Source organism: Streptomyces spinosisporus (genome assembly GCF_022698145.1).
Lineage (GTDB): Bacteria > Actinomycetota > Actinomycetes > Streptomycetales > Streptomycetaceae > Streptomyces > Streptomyces spinosisporus.
In genome coordinates this window covers 220707-235333 of the sequence record NZ_JALDAX010000011.1, presented here as the reverse complement: position 1 = coordinate 235333, position 14627 = coordinate 220707, and the positions used below count along the sequence as shown (strand labels likewise).

At 71.2% G+C, this 14627-nt stretch carries 14 protein-coding genes; 3 read left to right on the top strand and 11 right to left on the bottom strand.

What is annotated here, in order from left to right; genetic code table 11:
- Positions 1 to 3: 3 nt before the first annotated feature.
- Genes MQN93_RS27485 through MQN93_RS27470 form a run of 4 tightly spaced genes read right to left on the bottom strand, consistent with a single transcriptional unit; the run spans position 4 to position 4053 of the window.
- A complete protein-coding gene (locus MQN93_RS27485; RefSeq protein WP_242711670.1) occupies positions 4 to 813 on the bottom strand; it encodes an alpha/beta fold hydrolase in 810 nt (269 codons plus the stop codon).
- Positions 810 to 1607 (bottom strand): aspartate dehydrogenase domain-containing protein, encoded by a 798-nt coding sequence (locus tag MQN93_RS27480; protein ID WP_242711669.1) that lies wholly within the window; start codon positions 1605 to 1607, stop codon positions 810 to 812. The genes MQN93_RS27485 and MQN93_RS27480 overlap by 4 nt, the downstream gene beginning before the upstream one ends.
- Positions 1604 to 2542 carry a VOC family protein gene (locus MQN93_RS27475; protein WP_242711668.1) on the bottom strand — a complete coding sequence of 313 codons (939 nt, stop codon included), beginning with the start codon at positions 2540 to 2542 and terminating at the stop codon, positions 1604 to 1606. The genes MQN93_RS27480 and MQN93_RS27475 overlap by 4 nt, the downstream gene beginning before the upstream one ends.
- Before the next feature lie 23 nt (positions 2543 to 2565).
- The gene (locus MQN93_RS27470) at positions 2566 to 4053 is read right to left on the bottom strand and encodes an aldehyde dehydrogenase family protein (protein ID WP_242711667.1); all 1488 of its coding nucleotides are present in this window, start codon (positions 4051 to 4053) and stop codon (positions 2566 to 2568) included.
- Positions 4054 to 4364: 311 nt separating this feature from the next.
- Between MQN93_RS27470 and MQN93_RS27465 the strand changes: the two genes are divergently transcribed.
- The 3 genes from MQN93_RS27465 to MQN93_RS27455 all read left to right on the top strand — a co-directional run bounded on the left by MQN93_RS27465 (position 4365) and on the right by MQN93_RS27455 (position 6520).
- On the top strand, positions 4365 to 5783 hold the full coding sequence (locus MQN93_RS27465) for an MFS transporter (RefSeq protein WP_242711666.1): 1419 nt from the start codon (positions 4365 to 4367) through the stop codon (positions 5781 to 5783).
- An 85-nt stretch (positions 5784 to 5868) separates the two neighbouring features.
- Entirely contained in the window at positions 5869 to 6225 is a 357-nt protein-coding gene (locus tag MQN93_RS27460) for a PRC-barrel domain-containing protein (RefSeq protein WP_016432939.1), read from the top strand.
- A 121-nt stretch (positions 6226 to 6346) separates the two neighbouring features.
- Positions 6347 to 6520 (top strand): hypothetical protein, encoded by a 174-nt coding sequence (locus MQN93_RS27455; protein WP_016432940.1) that lies wholly within the window; start codon positions 6347 to 6349, stop codon positions 6518 to 6520.
- Positions 6521 to 6532: 12 nt separating this feature from the next.
- Here MQN93_RS27455 and MQN93_RS27450 read toward each other — a convergent pair whose 3' ends face one another.
- From MQN93_RS27450 to MQN93_RS27420, 7 genes are all read right to left on the bottom strand, one after another.
- Positions 6533 to 7597, bottom strand: coding sequence for a YihY/virulence factor BrkB family protein (locus MQN93_RS27450; RefSeq protein WP_242711665.1), 1065 nt, complete (start codon positions 7595 to 7597; stop codon positions 6533 to 6535).
- 63 nt (positions 7598 to 7660) lie between these two features.
- A complete protein-coding gene (locus tag MQN93_RS27445) occupies positions 7661 to 8377 on the bottom strand; it encodes a hypothetical protein (protein ID WP_242711664.1) in 717 nt (238 codons plus the stop codon).
- 218 nt (positions 8378 to 8595) lie between these two features.
- Positions 8596 to 9828 (bottom strand): MFS transporter, encoded by a 1233-nt coding sequence (locus MQN93_RS27440; protein WP_242711663.1) that lies wholly within the window; start codon positions 9826 to 9828, stop codon positions 8596 to 8598.
- A gap of 712 nt (positions 9829 to 10540) precedes the next feature.
- Positions 10541 to 11866 carry an FAD-dependent oxidoreductase gene (locus tag MQN93_RS27435; RefSeq protein ID WP_242711662.1) on the bottom strand — a complete coding sequence of 442 codons (1326 nt, stop codon included), beginning with the start codon at positions 11864 to 11866 and terminating at the stop codon, positions 10541 to 10543.
- A gap of 33 nt (positions 11867 to 11899) precedes the next feature.
- Entirely contained in the window at positions 11900 to 12601 is a 702-nt protein-coding gene (locus MQN93_RS27430; RefSeq protein WP_242711661.1) for a maleylpyruvate isomerase family mycothiol-dependent enzyme, read from the bottom strand.
- Positions 12598 to 13437: a fumarylacetoacetate hydrolase family protein gene (locus MQN93_RS27425; RefSeq protein ID WP_242711660.1), complete on the bottom strand. Its 840-nt coding sequence runs from the start codon at positions 13435 to 13437 to the stop codon at positions 12598 to 12600. The genes MQN93_RS27430 and MQN93_RS27425 overlap by 4 nt, the downstream gene beginning before the upstream one ends.
- The gene (locus MQN93_RS27420) at positions 13434 to 14603 is read right to left on the bottom strand and encodes a cupin domain-containing protein (RefSeq protein WP_242711659.1); all 1170 of its coding nucleotides are present in this window, start codon (positions 14601 to 14603) and stop codon (positions 13434 to 13436) included. Before MQN93_RS27420 ends, MQN93_RS27425 begins: the two co-directional genes overlap by 4 nt.
- Between the last annotated feature and the right edge of the window lie 24 nt (positions 14604 to 14627).

The following is a 14627-nucleotide window of genomic DNA, read 5'->3' as shown; positions in this document are numbered from 1 at the left end:
TGGTCATCCCTTGCTGGTCCGGGAGTTGGTGACGATGTGCAGGTGGGACAGCAGCCAGGCGTTGAAGTGCTCGGGCTGCTCCTGGTTGGCCAGGTGACCGGCGTCCTTGACGATCACGTACGCGGTCCTGTGCAGACCGCCGGCCAGGACCTGTGAGGCTTCGGGACCGGTGACGCGGTCCTGGTCGCCGCACAGGACGAGGGTGGGCGCGGTGACCCGGGCGAGTTCTCCGCGCAGGTCGGTGGTGGCCATGGACTCGGCCGCGTATCCGTAGCCGGGCAGGCGGATCGAGTCGGCCATGGTGTCGACGACGCGCCGGAGAAGCTCGTTCGGCGCTCCGGCGGAGAGCAGGCGGGGGCCGCGCCGCTCGGCGAAGGCGCGCGGTCCGAGCTCGGCGAGTTCGGCGATGCGGGCGCGCATCCCAGCGGCCTTCTCTGGGGTCGTGCCGGAACCGGGGGTGGAGTCGGCGATCGTCAGCGAGGCGACGAGGTCCGGGTGGCGGGTGGCGAGCCGCAGCGCGATCACGCCGCCCCAGGAGACGCCGAGGACATGTGCGCCACCGCCGCCGTCATGTGCGCGGATGACCGCGGCCGCGGCGTCGGCGTAGTCGTCGAGGCTCAACTCCCTTTCCGGGTCCGCCGACTTGGCGTAACCCGGCGCATCCCACGCAAGCACCCTGAAGTTGCCCGCAAGCGCCTGTAGTTGGGGCGAAAAGGCGGCGGAGGACGACCCGATGCCGTGCAGGCACAGCACCAGCGGTCCACCGGCGCCCGCCTGTTCGAGGTGCAGCCCGGCGATGCCATACGCCGTCACAGGATCTGCCCCGAACGCCCGGCGAGTGCCGCGAGGGAGCGCAGGACCGCGTACGGAACGACCTGGCTGGTGGCGGGGTTGGCCGGGTCCGGCTGGTGCCTGACCTCGAAGCGGTACGAGCCCTGCGGTCCGTTCGCCTCGATGACGTGCGAGGTGTGCACGGCGGCCGGGTCGGCGACGACGCTGACCCGCACCGCGTCGAGGTCCCCTACCGCGAGCGCCACGGAGGCGGCGACGTTGGTCGACTTCGGGAACCTGACCGGCACCTCGCGCGCGGTGCCGCGCATCACCTCGACAGGCCCGGTCGCGGTCCGCATCGCGGTCAGCAACTGCTCGTCCATCCACGGCTGTTCGAGCGTCGAGGGCAGCTTGGTGGTGGTCAGCCTGATCTCGCTCAGCGGCCCCATGGCGCGGACCGCCTGGAGCACGTCGAGTCCGCCGACCGCTCCCCCGGTGAAATACACCCGCCCGGGTCCGGTGGTCAGCAGCTTCTTCGACAGCTCCTCGTCGGTCAGGGCTCCCGTGGACGCCACGAGGAGGTCGGTGCCGGAGGCGAGGATGGTCTCGCCCCAGCCCCGTACGACACCCTGACCGGCCGCCTCGACGATCAAGTCGCAGTGTTCGACGACCTGTTCCACGGTCATCTGCGGTGCGGGGACCGCGTCTCCGAGGGGCCGGTTGTCGACGACGGCCACCAGTTCGGCGCCCGGCACGCCACCGGCGGCGACGGCCCCTCCGACCACGCGGCCGATGGCTCCCCAGCCGATGAGACCGACCTTGCGCACCCTGCTCATGCTGCGACTCCTTCGGCGTCGACGGGCGGGACGACGGGGCTGCCGTCGGATGTGCCCACCATGTGGGCGCGGATCAGCTTCGAGGGCAGGCCCGCGGTGCCCCAGGTGTCGGACAGTTCAGGGGTCCGCCGCCAGGTACGGCAGATCCACGCGTCCTCGACGATCTGCGCGACCTCGGACGTGTACTCGCACACCAGACCCGTCGGGTCGGTGAAGTAGGAGAAGGTGTTGTTGCCGGGGCCGTGCCGGCCGGGGCCCCACTCCGGAGTGATGCCGTGGTGCCGGAGCCGGCCGAGTCCGCGCATGAAGTGGTCGAGCGAACTCATCTCGTACGCCACGTGGTTGAGGGAGACCCAGGGCGCCTGGTTGAAGGCGATGCAGTGGTGGTCGGTGTTGCAGCGCAGGAACGCCATCTGGTGCTCGGACCAGTCCGAGACCCGCATGCCGAGCACATCGCGGTAGAAGGCGACGGCCGCGTCGATGTCCGTGGTGTTGAGGACCGCGTGCGTGACGCCGACGGGCAGCGCCTCGTCCCGGCCGCGCGCGGCGACCGCCCAGGTGTCGGCGGAGAGTTCGACGAGGCGTCCGTCGAGGTCGTGGAAGCGCAGCCCGTAGCCGCCGCCGACCTGGTCGAGGGGGCCGAGCTCGGTGACGAGAGTGATGCCGCGTGCCTCCAGTCGGCGTGCGGCCTCGTCCACCTCGGCGGGTGTGCCGACGGCGAAGGCGAGGCGGCCGAGGCCGATCTTCTCGGAGCGGGTCAGCTGGAGGGCGTGGTGCTCGGTGCCGGTGCCGCGCAGCCAGCTCGCACTGTGCCCGGCCTCGACGACCTCCAGGCCCCACGCCTCCTCGTAGAAGCCGGCGGCCTCGGCGAAGTTCGGGGTGAGCAGCTCGACCGAGCGCAGCGCGCGCAGCCGGGCGATCGGGGGGTGGTTCATGTGCAATCTCCCAGACGAGAGGGTCAGTTGGCCCAGGGCAGCGGTGTGGAGTCGGTGCTCCAGTACAGGGACTTCTGCCGCTGGTAGGCGCGGATCAGCTCGCGTCCCTTCTCGGTGCCGAGTCCGGAGTCCTTCATCCCCGCGAAGGGGGTGGAGATGGAGAACTGCTTGTACGTGTTGATCCAGACGGTCCCGGCGTCGATCCGCCGCCCGAGCCGCCAGGCGGCACGCGCGTCCCGGGTCCAGATGCCGCAGGCGAGCCCGAAGTCGGAGTCGTTGGCCTGTGCGACGAGTTCGTCCTCGTCGTCGTAGCGAAGTGCCACGAGTACGGGGCCGAAGATCTCCTCCTGGCAGGTGCGCGCGGTGTTCGGCAGTCCGCCGATCACGGTGGGCAGGTAGTAGGCGCCCTTCGCGTACGCCTCCCCCTCCGGTGCGGCGCCGCCGCAGAGCACCCGGCCACCTTCCTCGCGCGCCAGGTCCACGTACGCGGCGACCGCGTCGCGGTGCCTGTGGTGCACGAGCGGGGCCACCTGCGTGTCGGGCGAGGTGCCCGGACCGACTCTCAACTTCCTTACGCGGTCGACAAGCTCACCGACGAAGGTGTCGTAGAGGCCGGCCTGGACGAAGAGGCGCGATCCGGCGATGCAGGACTGGCCGCTGGAGGAGAAGATCCCGTACATCACACCCGAGAGGGCCTGTTCGACGTCGGCGTCCTCGCGCACGATCGTCGGCGACTTGCCGCCGAGTTCGAGCGAGGCGGGGATGAGCTTGTCGGCGGCCACGTGGGCGATGCCGCGTCCGGTGCCCGTGCCGCCGGTGAAGCCGATGCGGCCGACGAGCGGGTGCCGGACGATCGCGTCGCCCACGATGCTGCCCTTGCCCGGCAGCACCGCGAGCAGCGCGGTCGGCAGCCCGGCCCCTGCCAGCACCCGGTGGACGATGCGGCCGAGGGCGAGGGAGACCAGCGGTGTCCACTCGGCGGGTTTGAGCAGGACCGCGTTCCCGCCGGCCAGTGCGGGCGCGACCTTCTGCGCGTCGGAGGCGATCGGCGAGTTCCAGGGGTTGATGGCGCCGACGACGCCGATCGGCTCGTGGACGCTCATCGTCAGATACGGGCCGCGTGACGGCGTGAGCGCATCCTCGGCGGTCTCCAACGCCGCCGCCGTGTACCGGAAGGTGCCCGCGGCGCTCAGCGCGAGGGCGCGGGTCTCGCCGAGGGTCTTGCCGGTGTCGGCGGTCTGCAACGCGGACAGTTCCTCTGCGTGCTCCTCGATGGCGTCGCCGATCCGGTGCAGGACACGCGCCCGTTCGTGCGGCAGCAGATCGCGCCATTCGGGCGCGGCGGCGGCCCCGGCGGCGGCATGCGCGGCCTCCTCCACGTCCTCGACGGAGGCGGCGTGGACGGTGGTGAGAACGGTGCCATCGGCCGGGTCCGCGGTGTGGATGGGCACACCGCGACCGCGACGCCAGCGGCCCGCGATGAGGATCTCGTCGGCGGGGATGCGCGGCATGGGGACCTCCGGATGAGGCGTCGAGTGCGGTGTCGAAGTGCTAGAAATCTAAGGGCTTAACTATTTCGACCGCAAGGGGGTGCCGTCCGGGAAATTTTCACGAGGTCAGGGCTAAGGCTTGCCTAACCTCGGAGGGATACCGGTAGAACTTTAAGCGCTGAGATGTTCAGCACCTATGGAATTGGGGCCCGCCGTCCCAGCCCCAGCCCTCACAGCCGCCCGGTACCGGGATACCGTCGTACCCTCGCGGCCCGAACCCTCCCGTGCGGTCCCGTCCCCCAAACCGTGCCGCACGGATCCGGAGGCCATCCATGACGATCGACGCTCAACGCGCCGCCGCCGAGCGACCCGGCGACACACCGGCGCTCGCGGCCGCCATCGGCGCCCGCTTCGAACGCCTGCCGCTGTGCCGCTGGCAGGTGATGGTCCGGCTCGTCGTCGGCACCGCCACGTTCTTCGAGGCCTTCGACCAGCTCCTGATCGCGTACGCGCTCCCCCAGCTGCGCACCGAGTGGAACCTCGACACCGGCCACACCACCGCTCTGATGACCGTCGGCTCGGTCGGCATGCTGGGCGGTGCGCTGGTCTCGGGACGGCTCGCCGACCGGGTCGGCCGCGTCAAGGTGATCGCGGGCTGCATCGCTCTTGCCAGTCTGTGCAATCTGCTGCTAACGCTGTGCACCTCGCCCGAGCCGTTCATGGCGGTCCGCTTCGTGCAGGGCATGGCCATCGGCGGTGAGGTGCCGATCGCCGCCACGTTCATCGCGGAGATCACCCGCGCCCACCAGCGCGGCCGGTTCGTGCTCCTCTTCGAGCTCGTCTTCCCGGTCGGCCTGACCGCGGGCGCGCTGGTCGCCTACTGGCTGGTGCCGCTGCTCGGCTGGCGCTGGATGTTCGGTCTCGCGGCCCTGCCGGTCGTCCTGAGTCTCGTGGTCCTGCGCTACGTGCCCGAATCGCCGCGCTGGCTCGCGGACCACGGCCGGCACGAGCAGGCGCTCGCCACGATGGCGTCGATCGAGACGAAGGTCGAGAGGATCACGGGCGCCCCGCTGCCCCCGCCGGAGCCGACGCCGTCCGTCGTGCCGCCCCAGGGCAAGGGCTGGCCGCAGGGCAAGGGCGGACTGCGCGAGCTGTTCGGCGACCGCTACCGCAAGCGCATGATCGTCGTCGGACTCCTCTGGTTCACCGGCTACTTCGCGAACTACGGCATCACGTCCTGGCTGCCGACCATCTACAAGTCCCACTTCCACCTGGACTTGTCGACGGCCCTCCTCTACTCGACCGTCACCAGCTGCACGGGACTCCTCGGCTGTCTGATCGTCGCGCTCACGGTGGACCGGGTCGGCCGCCGCAACACGGTGATCTGGTGCTTCGCGGCCGCCGCGCTCTGCCTGCTCGTCCTCGGCCTGTCGGCGACCGGCACCGCCGTAGGCGTCCTGATCTGGACGTCCCTGGCCGCGGTCTTCCTCTTCGGCTGCAACATCTGCCTCTACCTCTACACGCCCGAACTCTTCCCCACCCGGATCCGGGCGCTGGGCGCCAGCATGGGCGGCGCCATGAACCGCCTGGGCATCGTCCTCGGACCGATCGTGGTGGGTGCTGTCTACGCGGGCGGCGCGATCGGCACGGTCTTCGTGACCCTCGCCGCCGTCGCCCTCATCGGCTCGCTCACGGCCACGGCCGGGGCGGAGGAGACCAGCGGGCGCAGCCTGGAGGACGTGGCGCCGTAGGACCGCAGGGTGCGTCCGGGTGGGCGCGCCCTCGGCCAGACATCAGGGACGCGATCCGGGGGTACCCCCTCTGTGGAGGTTCATGATGTTCGAGGCAGGCGATATTCGCGAGTGGCGTGGGCACGACGTGGTCGACTCCGAGGGTCACAAGATCGGCGTTCTGGAGGCGATCTATGTCGACACCGCGACGGACCAGCCCTTCTTCGCGACGGTGACCGTGGGTCTTCCCACCCGCCGGCGGCTGGTGTTCGCGCCGCTGACCGGCGCGACCGTAGGACCGGGCTATCTCAAGATCACCCAGCCCAAGGACGTGGTCAAGAAGGCCCCCGCGATCGACGTCGACGGGGAGCTGCCGGCCGAGGACGAGCCGGAGATCTTCGCCCACTACGAACTCGACTACAAGTCCGGTGCCGGCGGTGAACGCCGGCTCGGCCGACGCTGAGCCGCCGACGAAACCGGCGACACCAGCCGACCGACGACACCAGCCGACCGACGACACCGGCCGTCCGACGACACCGGCACCACCGACGACACCGAAGTGACCGAAGCCTCTGGGAGGGCCGATGAGCCTGTTTCTGTTCCTCGTCCTCGTGGCCGTCGTGCTGGGCATCATCGGATTCGCCGCGGAGGGGCTCTTCTATCTGCTGATCATCGGCGCCGTCGTCCTGCTCGTCGCTCTCGCGTACGCGGCCGTGCGCTTCCGGCGTGGTGGCCGGAAGCACCGCGTGGCCCGCTGAGTCCGCCGCCGATCACACCTCGCCGAGGCGGCGGACGTCCTCCTCGTCCCACGTCCGGGTGTCGCGCGGCTGGGTATAGGGCTCGGCCTCGGGCGGGTGCCCGCCCGCGATGGCCCGCTGGCGCACGCTCTCCGCGTCGAACTCCAGGCCCAGCAGGATCGCGAGGTTGCTGATCCACAGCCAGACGAGGAAGACGATGACGCCCGCCATGGTGCCGTAGGTCTTGTTGTACGAGGCGAAGTTGGCGACGTAGAAGGCGAACCCGGCGGAGGCGAGCAGCCAGATCACCAGGGCCAGCAAACTGCCCGGGGTGATCCACCTGAAGCCCTTGACCTTGGCGTTCGGGGTGGCCCAGTAGAGGATCGCGATCATGACGGTGACCAGGAGCACCAGGACCGGCCACTTGGCGATCGACCACACCGTCAGCGCGGTGTCCCCGACCCCGAGTGCCTGCCCGGTCTGCCGGGCGAGGCCGCCGGTGAAGACCACGATCAGCGAGCTGAGCACCGCGAGCACCATGAGGACCACGGTCACTCCCACCCGCACCGGCAGGATCTTCCACCCCGGCCGGCCCTCCGGCATGTCGTAGACGGCGTTCGCGGAACGGATGAACGCGGCCACATAACCGGACGCCGACCACACCGCGAGGACGATGCCCAGCAGGGCCATCAGCGAGCCGGTACCGGAGTTGTTCTGCAGTTGTTCGACGGCCCTCGTGATGATGTCGCGCGCGGAGCCCGGAGTCAGCTGCTGCAAGTTGTCCAGCACCTTGTCGGTGGCCGACTTGCCGGCGACCCCCAGAAGGGAGACCAGCACCAGCAGCGCCGGGAACAGGGACAGCACGCCGTAGTAGGTCAGCGCCGCGGCCCGGTCCGTCAGCTCGTCGTCCTTGAACTCCTTGAGGCTGCCCTTGAGCACGGCGACCCAGGCGCCCTTGGGCAGCTTGATCGGCGTGTCCGGAGCGGCCTGTTCGACCTCCTGGTCCGGCCCCACCTCCTCCGGCGACGGCACCCGGGCCTCCGGGTCCTCGTCGCGGTCGTGTTCACGATGCCGTCCTGGAAGATGAAGCTTTGCCATATCCGCCGGGTATCCCGACCGAACGCACTCAAGCCCGCGCCTACGACCGACCGTCTCGCGCCGTCACTGCGGGTCCAGCGTGAAGACGGTGAGCCACTCGGCGTCGGCGGCGTGGTAGCCCAGGCCGGACAGGGCCTCGGAGGCGGCGCGCATGTGCCTGGCGCCGTAGACGACGGCGATGGTGAACGTGCCGGTCCGTCCTGTGTATCCCCGGTGGAAATCGGTCAGGGTCCTGATCAGCAGGCGGTCGCGGCGCCGCAGCACCAGGTCGTCGAGGCCCGGCCAGAAGTCGGCCGCGGCCTCCTCGCCCTCACTCACCAGGTCCTCCAGCTCCAGATGCCGGGCGAGCCAGCGGCGCGTCCCCACCAGCCCCATGGCGGCCGTCATGGCCGGGACGACCGTGGCCACCAACGCGCGCTCCTTGAGAGGCAGTTGGCGAAATCCCGCCTCGAACTGCGCACCGCTCATGTCCGGGCACACCACGGGCAGTCCGAGCGCCGCGTAGTCGATGTCCTGCACCACCAACCCCAGGCGTTCATGCCCCTCCAGCCGCCGGTACGACGCCACCAGCGCCTCGGCGCCGGGCGAGCCCTCCCCGACCCCCTCGGCGACCACCAGGTCGCAGCTGCTGCGCAGGCGTGCCTCCACTTCGGCGTAGAAGGCCGCCTCCGCCAGATGGATCATGGGGAAGAGCATGAACGCCAGGCCCGTCCCCGGCCGGGTGAACCGGATGACGGACGATCGCACCCCGGCAAGGCCGGTGACCTCGATGAACTGCACACCCGCTCCCCCCTGCGCGGCCGCACCTCTCCCCCACCATCACGCCTGTGCCCCCTCCGGCAGTTGCGTGCGTTTGTTCATCAGCAGTGCGGGTTCGGCGTCTGCTGCGTGGCAGGTGCGGCCGGACACGGTCCTGGCGGTGCTGCGCGGGCATCTGGCACAGCTGTCCGAAGGCTTTCGGCCCGGACCCGCCGGACCCCGTCCGAGGCGGAGCTACGTCAGCGGCCGTGTCCGTCGGGTCGGGCCGCCTCCGCGTGGGCCGCGTCCAGCGGCGTCTCCATGGACGACGTGATCACCTCGGAGCGTCGGCTGCCGCGGTCCATGAGGCCGCCCGTGAAGGCGAGCCCGAGACCCGCGACGGCGAGCGCGGCCCCGACGAGGTCGGGCGAGGCCCAGCCCCAGCCCGCGGAGATGGCCAGCCCTCCGAGCCAGGCGCCGCCCGCGTTGGCCAGGTTGAACGCGGAGTGGTTGGAGGCCGCGGCCATGGTCGGCGCGTTCTTCGCCTTGGCCATCAGCAGCATCTGCACGGGCGTGGTGACGAAAGCACCCATCGCACCGATGAAGGTGATCGTCAGCAGGGCCGGAACGGTGCTGTGCACGGTGAAGTAGAACGTCACCAGTCCCGCAGCGAGCAGGGCGAGGCCCGCGTAGAGCGTCGGGCGCAGCGCACGGTCCGTGAGGGGGCCGGCGATCAGCGTGCCGGCCGTCATGCCGACGCCGTACAGGGCCAGGACCAGGGTGGTCGAGGAGTCGGAGAGGCCCGTGAGGTGCGTCAGCATCGGCACCAGGTAGCTGTAGACGGCGAAGAACCCGCCGAAGCCGACCACCGCCGTGGCCAGACCGATCGCGACCTGCCGGTTGCCCATGGCCCGCAGTTCGTGCCGGATGCCGGACTGCCGGCCGCGCGGCTGGTGCGGGACGAAACGGGCCAGCGCGGCCAGGGCGACCAGGCCGATGACGGCGACGGCGCCGTACGCGGCCCGCCAGCCCAGCTGCTGCCCGAGGGCGGTGCCGGCCGGAACGCCGACGATGTTGGCGACCGTCAGTCCGAGGAACATCTTCGAGACGGCGCGCGCGGCCCGTTCGGGGGCGACCAGGCGGGAGGCGACGACCGCGCCCACGCCGAAGAGCGCGCCGTGCGGAAGGCCCGCCAGAAAGCGCGCGGCGAACAGCAGGCCGAAGCCGGGGGCGAAGGCGGACGCGAGGTTGCCGACCACGAACAGTCCCGACAGCAGGAGCAGGAGCCGTTTGTGCGGGACGCGTGCGCCGATGCCGGTCAGCAGCGGGGCGCCGACCACCACGCCGAGCGCGTACGCCGAGACGAGGTTGCCCGCGTGGGGCACCGACACGCCGACCCCGTCTGCGATCTGGGGCAGCAGCCCCATCGTGGCGAACTCGGTGGTGCCGATGCCGAACGCGACGACAGCCAGGGCCAGCAGAGCCAGAGGCATGGTGCGGGGGAACCTTTCAACGAAAGCAGTACAACAACGGGGACAAGGGAGCGGTCCCGGGCCGAGGTCGTCGAGATCCTCCGGCCGGCCGCGTCGAGCACCATTGCCCGCGCACCCCCAAGCAGGGCGAACCCACCAACAGTGCAGCACGGACAGGGCGCCGCGCATTCCAAGATCGACCCGCGGATTGACGTGATCTACGTCATGCCGGAAAGGGTTCCTCCGGGCATCCCATGAGTGCTCCGTACAACTTCTGCACTTCGAGGGGTGCCGGAGGCCCGATCCCTGGGAAGGCTTAGGAGCGGCCGCCGCCTGTTGTCGGCGAAGGCGACGGCCGCTGTGCGCGAGGGCTCGCGCCGTCCCCCGGCGCGAGGACCCCGCGCGGGTACGTCCTGGCGGCTCTGGGGCCTGCGGGAGTGAGCCCCAGCTCGAGTCAGCCGCGAGGACGAAGGCCGGGGCCCGCTGAAGGCTCATGTGCGGGACGAGGTGGGCTCCGGCCGCCCGATGCGCGCGGTGTTTTGGGCATGCCCGAGGACTGGGGGCGCAGGAGGTGTGGACTCCCCTCCTGCCCGCAGCCTAGAACGACCGGGCTCTCCTGCGACAGCCCGCGATTCGGTCTGCCGTGGCCGAGTCCGCCGTGGTCGGCCGGTCGACCGGCGTTCGCGCGGTGGTCGAGGGAGCGCCGATTGCCGGGACGTACCGCTCCCTGCGCTCAGGACGTGCCGCGCCCTGCGACCGTCAATGCACCGTCCGGGTCCTCGAACGACGCCGAGGACAACGGGATCGGTGTGAACATGGGGGGCTCCTCGTCCGGGGTCAGCGCGGTGGGGCCGTACACCCAGTCGGTGAAGCTGTAGTCGTACGCGTCGCGCTGGCGCATGAGGGCGTTGCGCTGCAGTCGGCGTACCCCGTCGACGTGCCACAGCTCGCCCCAGGCGCGGGCCGTGTTCTGCACCCGGCGGCAGTGTTCGACGCGGACCGCCTCGTATGCGGCGAGGACGGCGTCCCAGTCCGGCGCGCCGCCCGCTCCGGCTGCCGCGGCCCGGCGGGCGTGGTGGCGGGCGTGGTGGCGGGCGAGCACCCAGCCGTCCTCGATGGCCATGATCGCGCCCTGCGCCATGTACTGCAGCGGCGGATGGGCCGCGTCGCCGAGCAGGACGATGCGGCCGTGCACCCAGTTCTCCACCGGGTCGCGGTCGAGCATCTGCCACCAGCGGTCCCGCCACATCAGCGCAACGCCTCTGCGCACCGGGTCGCAGGCCGGCGCGAACGCCGCGTCCAGCTCGTCCGGCGTGCCCCAATCGGCGTGTCCGGCAAGGGCTTTGGGCGAGCGGAACACGGCGACCTGGTTGAACATGTCGCCGCGGCGCAGGGCGTACTGGACGAAGTGGCAGTGGGGGCCGATGTAGACGGTGACGTCCCGCTCGGAGATGCCGTTGTCCCGCACCTGCTCGATGGGCACGGCCGCGCGGTAGGCGACGTAGTCGGAGCTGACCAGGTCGTCGCCCACCAGCAGGCGGCGGGCCACCGAGTGCAGTCCGTCGGCGGCAACCACGAGCGGTGCAAACTCAGACCGGCCGTTGCGCAGCAGGACCCTGGCACCGCCCTCGGTGTTCTCGTAGCCGACGACGTCCTGGTCGGTCAGCAGCTCGACACCGGCGTGTTCGCAGGCGCGCAGGAAGATCGCGTGCAGATCGGTGCGGTGGATGACCATGTACGGGAAGCCGTAGCGGCGTTCGAGGTCGCGCAGGTCGAGCCTGGTCAGCTCCCGGGAGTCCAGCGCGTCGCGCATGACCATGTGCTCGGGGACGACGCCGAGGGATCTGGCTTCCTCCAGCAGGCCGTACTCGGCGAGGATGCGCGTGCAGTTGGGCGCGATCTGCAGTCCGGCGCCCACCTCGCCGAACTCCTTGGTGCGTTCGAGGACCCGTACCCGTAGTCCTTGGCGGGCCAGGGCGCAGGCGGCGCTGAGACCGCCGATGCCGCCGCCGACCACGAGGACGTCGGGCTGCCGGGCGGTCGTGGCTGCAGAGTTCATGATCGGCTCCTTCGGTCGCGGGACGTGCCCGGCTCAGAGCCAGGCGCCCAGCGGGGGTGCGGGCGCGCCGTCGGCGGTGTGCGGGTCGGCGCTCCGCCCGGTGAGGTAGGCCGCGATGTCCGTCAACTCGCCTGCGACCAGGGCGGTTTCGCCGTGGCCGGGCAGTTTCCAGGCGGCTCGGGCGGACGGTGCCCGCAGGGTCACGGCAGGGCCCGGGGCCGCGGCGCGCTTGGCGGCCACGTCGTCGCACAGGGCGGTGAGGAAGTCGGTGGGCAGGTCGGCGAAGGAGACGTCGGCGGCGAGGTCGACGGCGTGCACGCACACTTCACGGGCCCGCATCCACGGCAGTTCGCTCGCCGGGACGGTACGCCCCTGGGCGGTCACCACGGGCGCCCGCCACCGCGGTTCGTCGAGCGCGTCCATGGACGCGGCGAGTGCGTCGGCGGACCGGCGCAGCCATGCCGTGAGTTCGGCCGCCGGCAGCCGGGCGCCGCTCTCGATCCCGGCGGCGCGTTCCTCGGGCGAGGAGTACATCGGGGTCGGCTCGCCGGTCGCGGCCCAGTGCACTAGGTTGCCCAACGCGTCGGCGTTGGCGGCCACATGGGCGATCACATGTCCACGACTCCAGCCGGGCAGGGCGCTGGGGCCGTCCTGGCCGGCCTCGGTCGCCTTGAGGAACAGCTCGGTGCCGAGACGCGTCCAGCGCCGGGAGTCGTCGAAGGTCCGGCGCGTCATGACGTGTTCTCCTTGACGACCCGGTTCTCCAGACGGCCCACGCCCTGGATCTCGGCGACGACGGTCTCGCCGCCGGAGAGGTAGCGCTCGGGCCTGCGGGCGTGGCCCACGCCTCCGGGGGTGCCGGTGGCGATGATGTCGCCCGGGTTGAGGCGGACGATCGTGGAGACGTACTCGACCAGGTCGACCGGGTCGAAGAGCAGGTCGCCGGTGGACGCGGACTGCATCACCTCGCCGTCGACACTCAGGCGTACGTCGAGGGCGGGGCGCACTCCGCCGGGCAGTTCGTCGGGGGTGACGAGGCAGGGGCCGACCGGTGTGCTGGAGTCCCACGTCTTGCCCTGCAGCCATTCGCGGGTACGGAACTGCCAGTCGCGGCACGTGATGTCGTTCAGGACGCAGAACCCGGCGATCGCGGCCTCCGCCTCGGCGCCCCGGGCCCGGCGCACCTGTGTGCCGACGACCACGGCCAGTTCGACCTCCCAGTCCAACTGCTCGGTCTCCTCGGGCCGGACGACGGCGTCGTACGCGCCGATCAGACAGTCGGCGAACTTGGCGAACAGCGTCGGGTGTTCGGGCAGCTCGCGACCCAACTCCTCGATGTGACTGCGGTAGTTGAGGCCGACGCACACCACCTTCGAGGGGGCGGGGACGACCGGCGCGAAGTCGGCGTCCGCCGCCGCAAGCTCCGTACCTGTCGCCGATGCGGCCGACTCCGCCCAGCCGTCCTGTTTCAGCAGGGTGCCCACGTCGGGCAGGCCCAGATCGACCAGGACCTCGCCGTCGAGCCGTACGGCCCGGGTCGTCCCGTCGGTCCGGATGGTCGCGAGCTTCATCGGGTGGTTCCTTCCACCTGGGTGCGACCGAGTCCGAGGGCCTCGAAGACCGGGGAATCGCTGAAACGGAAGAGGTCCAGGGCGCCCGAGTCGGAGTCGGTGGCGCCGGCCTCGGAGCGCACGGACAGCGGCTGCCAGGAGGGCACGGCGAACAGGTCGCCGCGCGTGACCGTCCAGCTGCGGTCGCCGACGGTGACCCGGCCCGAGCCGTCGAAGACCTGGTAGACGGACGAGCCGGTCTCCTGGACGGGAGCGGTCTCGGCGTCGCGTGCGATCCGGTGCATCTCGGCGCGCAGGGTGGGCAGGACATCGGCACCGGTCGCCGGGTCGCTGAAGCGTACGGCGGCGTGTCCGGGCTCGACCGCGGCGCCGAATCCCTCGGCTTCGAGGGCGAGTTGGTCGTTCAGGGCCCGGTCGGTGTGCTCCCAGCGGTAGGCCAGCAGCGGCGAACCGGGCCCGGTGGCGGTGGCGGAGACCGGGCGCAGTCCGGGGTGGCCCCACAGTCGCTCGGAGCGCGAGCGGTCGGGAGTGGCACGCTCGGCGTCACCGATCTCGTCGCGTCCGAACTCGAAGAACTGCGCCTCGGTGACGTACTGGAACGGGATGTCCAGTCCGTCGATCCAGGCCATCGGCGCGGCGGTGGCGTTGTGGTGGGCGTGCCAGTTCCAGCCCGCCTGCGGCAGGAAGTCGCCGCGCCGCATGGCAACGGGGTCACCGCCCACGACGGTCCACACTCCTTCGCCCTCGACGACGAACCGGAAGGCGTGCTGGGTGTGGCGATGCTCCGGGGCGTCCTCGCCGGGCATCAGATACTGGACGGCGGCCCACAGGGTCGGCGTGGCGAACGGCCTCCCCCCGAGGGAGGGGTTGGCCAGCGCGATGGCGCGCCGCTCGCCGCCGCGGCCGACCGGGACCAACTCGCCTGCCTGCGCGGCCAGTTCCCGCAGGCGCTCCCAGCGCCAGACATGCGGCACGGCGCGTGAGCGGGGGTGGGCGGGCATCAGGTCGCCGATCTCGGTCCACAGCGGGACGAGGAGTTCCCGTTCGAAGCCCCGGTACAGCTCTTGCAGTGCCGGGGTGACCTCGGGCTGCCCCGCGGCGGAGACGGCCCGCAGCCGGACCGGGGAGCCCTGGGCGGTGTCATGGGCGAGGGAGGACTGCGTCACGTTTCTCAGCGTGCTACGCGTCCG

Coding starts and splice junctions, on each gene's coding strand:
- MQN93_RS27480 (WP_242711669.1), bottom strand. CDS start 1,607: ATGAGCAGGGTGCGCAAGGTCGGTCTCATCGGCTGGGGAGCCATCGGC.
- MQN93_RS27475 (WP_242711668.1), bottom strand. CDS start 2,542: ATGAACCACCCCCCGATCGCCCGGCTGCGCGCGCTGCGCTCGGTCGAG.
- MQN93_RS27470 (WP_242711667.1), bottom strand. CDS start 4,053: ATGCCGCGCATCCCCGCCGACGAGATCCTCATCGCGGGCCGCTGGCGT.
- MQN93_RS27465 (WP_242711666.1), top strand. CDS start 4,365: ATGACGATCGACGCTCAACGCGCCGCCGCCGAGCGACCCGGCGACACA.
- MQN93_RS27460 (WP_016432939.1), top strand. CDS start 5,869: ATGTTCGAGGCAGGCGATATTCGCGAGTGGCGTGGGCACGACGTGGTC.
- MQN93_RS27455 (WP_016432940.1), top strand. CDS start 6,347: ATGAGCCTGTTTCTGTTCCTCGTCCTCGTGGCCGTCGTGCTGGGCATC.
- MQN93_RS27450 (WP_242711665.1), bottom strand. CDS start 7,597: ATGGCAAAGCTTCATCTTCCAGGACGGCATCGTGAACACGACCGCGAC.
- MQN93_RS27440 (WP_242711663.1), bottom strand. CDS start 9,828: ATGCCTCTGGCTCTGCTGGCCCTGGCTGTCGTCGCGTTCGGCATCGGC.
- MQN93_RS27435 (WP_242711662.1), bottom strand. CDS start 11,866: ATGAACTCTGCAGCCACGACCGCCCGGCAGCCCGACGTCCTCGTGGTC.
- MQN93_RS27430 (WP_242711661.1), bottom strand. CDS start 12,601: ATGACGCGCCGGACCTTCGACGACTCCCGGCGCTGGACGCGTCTCGGC.
- MQN93_RS27425 (WP_242711660.1), bottom strand. CDS start 13,437: ATGAAGCTCGCGACCATCCGGACCGACGGGACGACCCGGGCCGTACGG.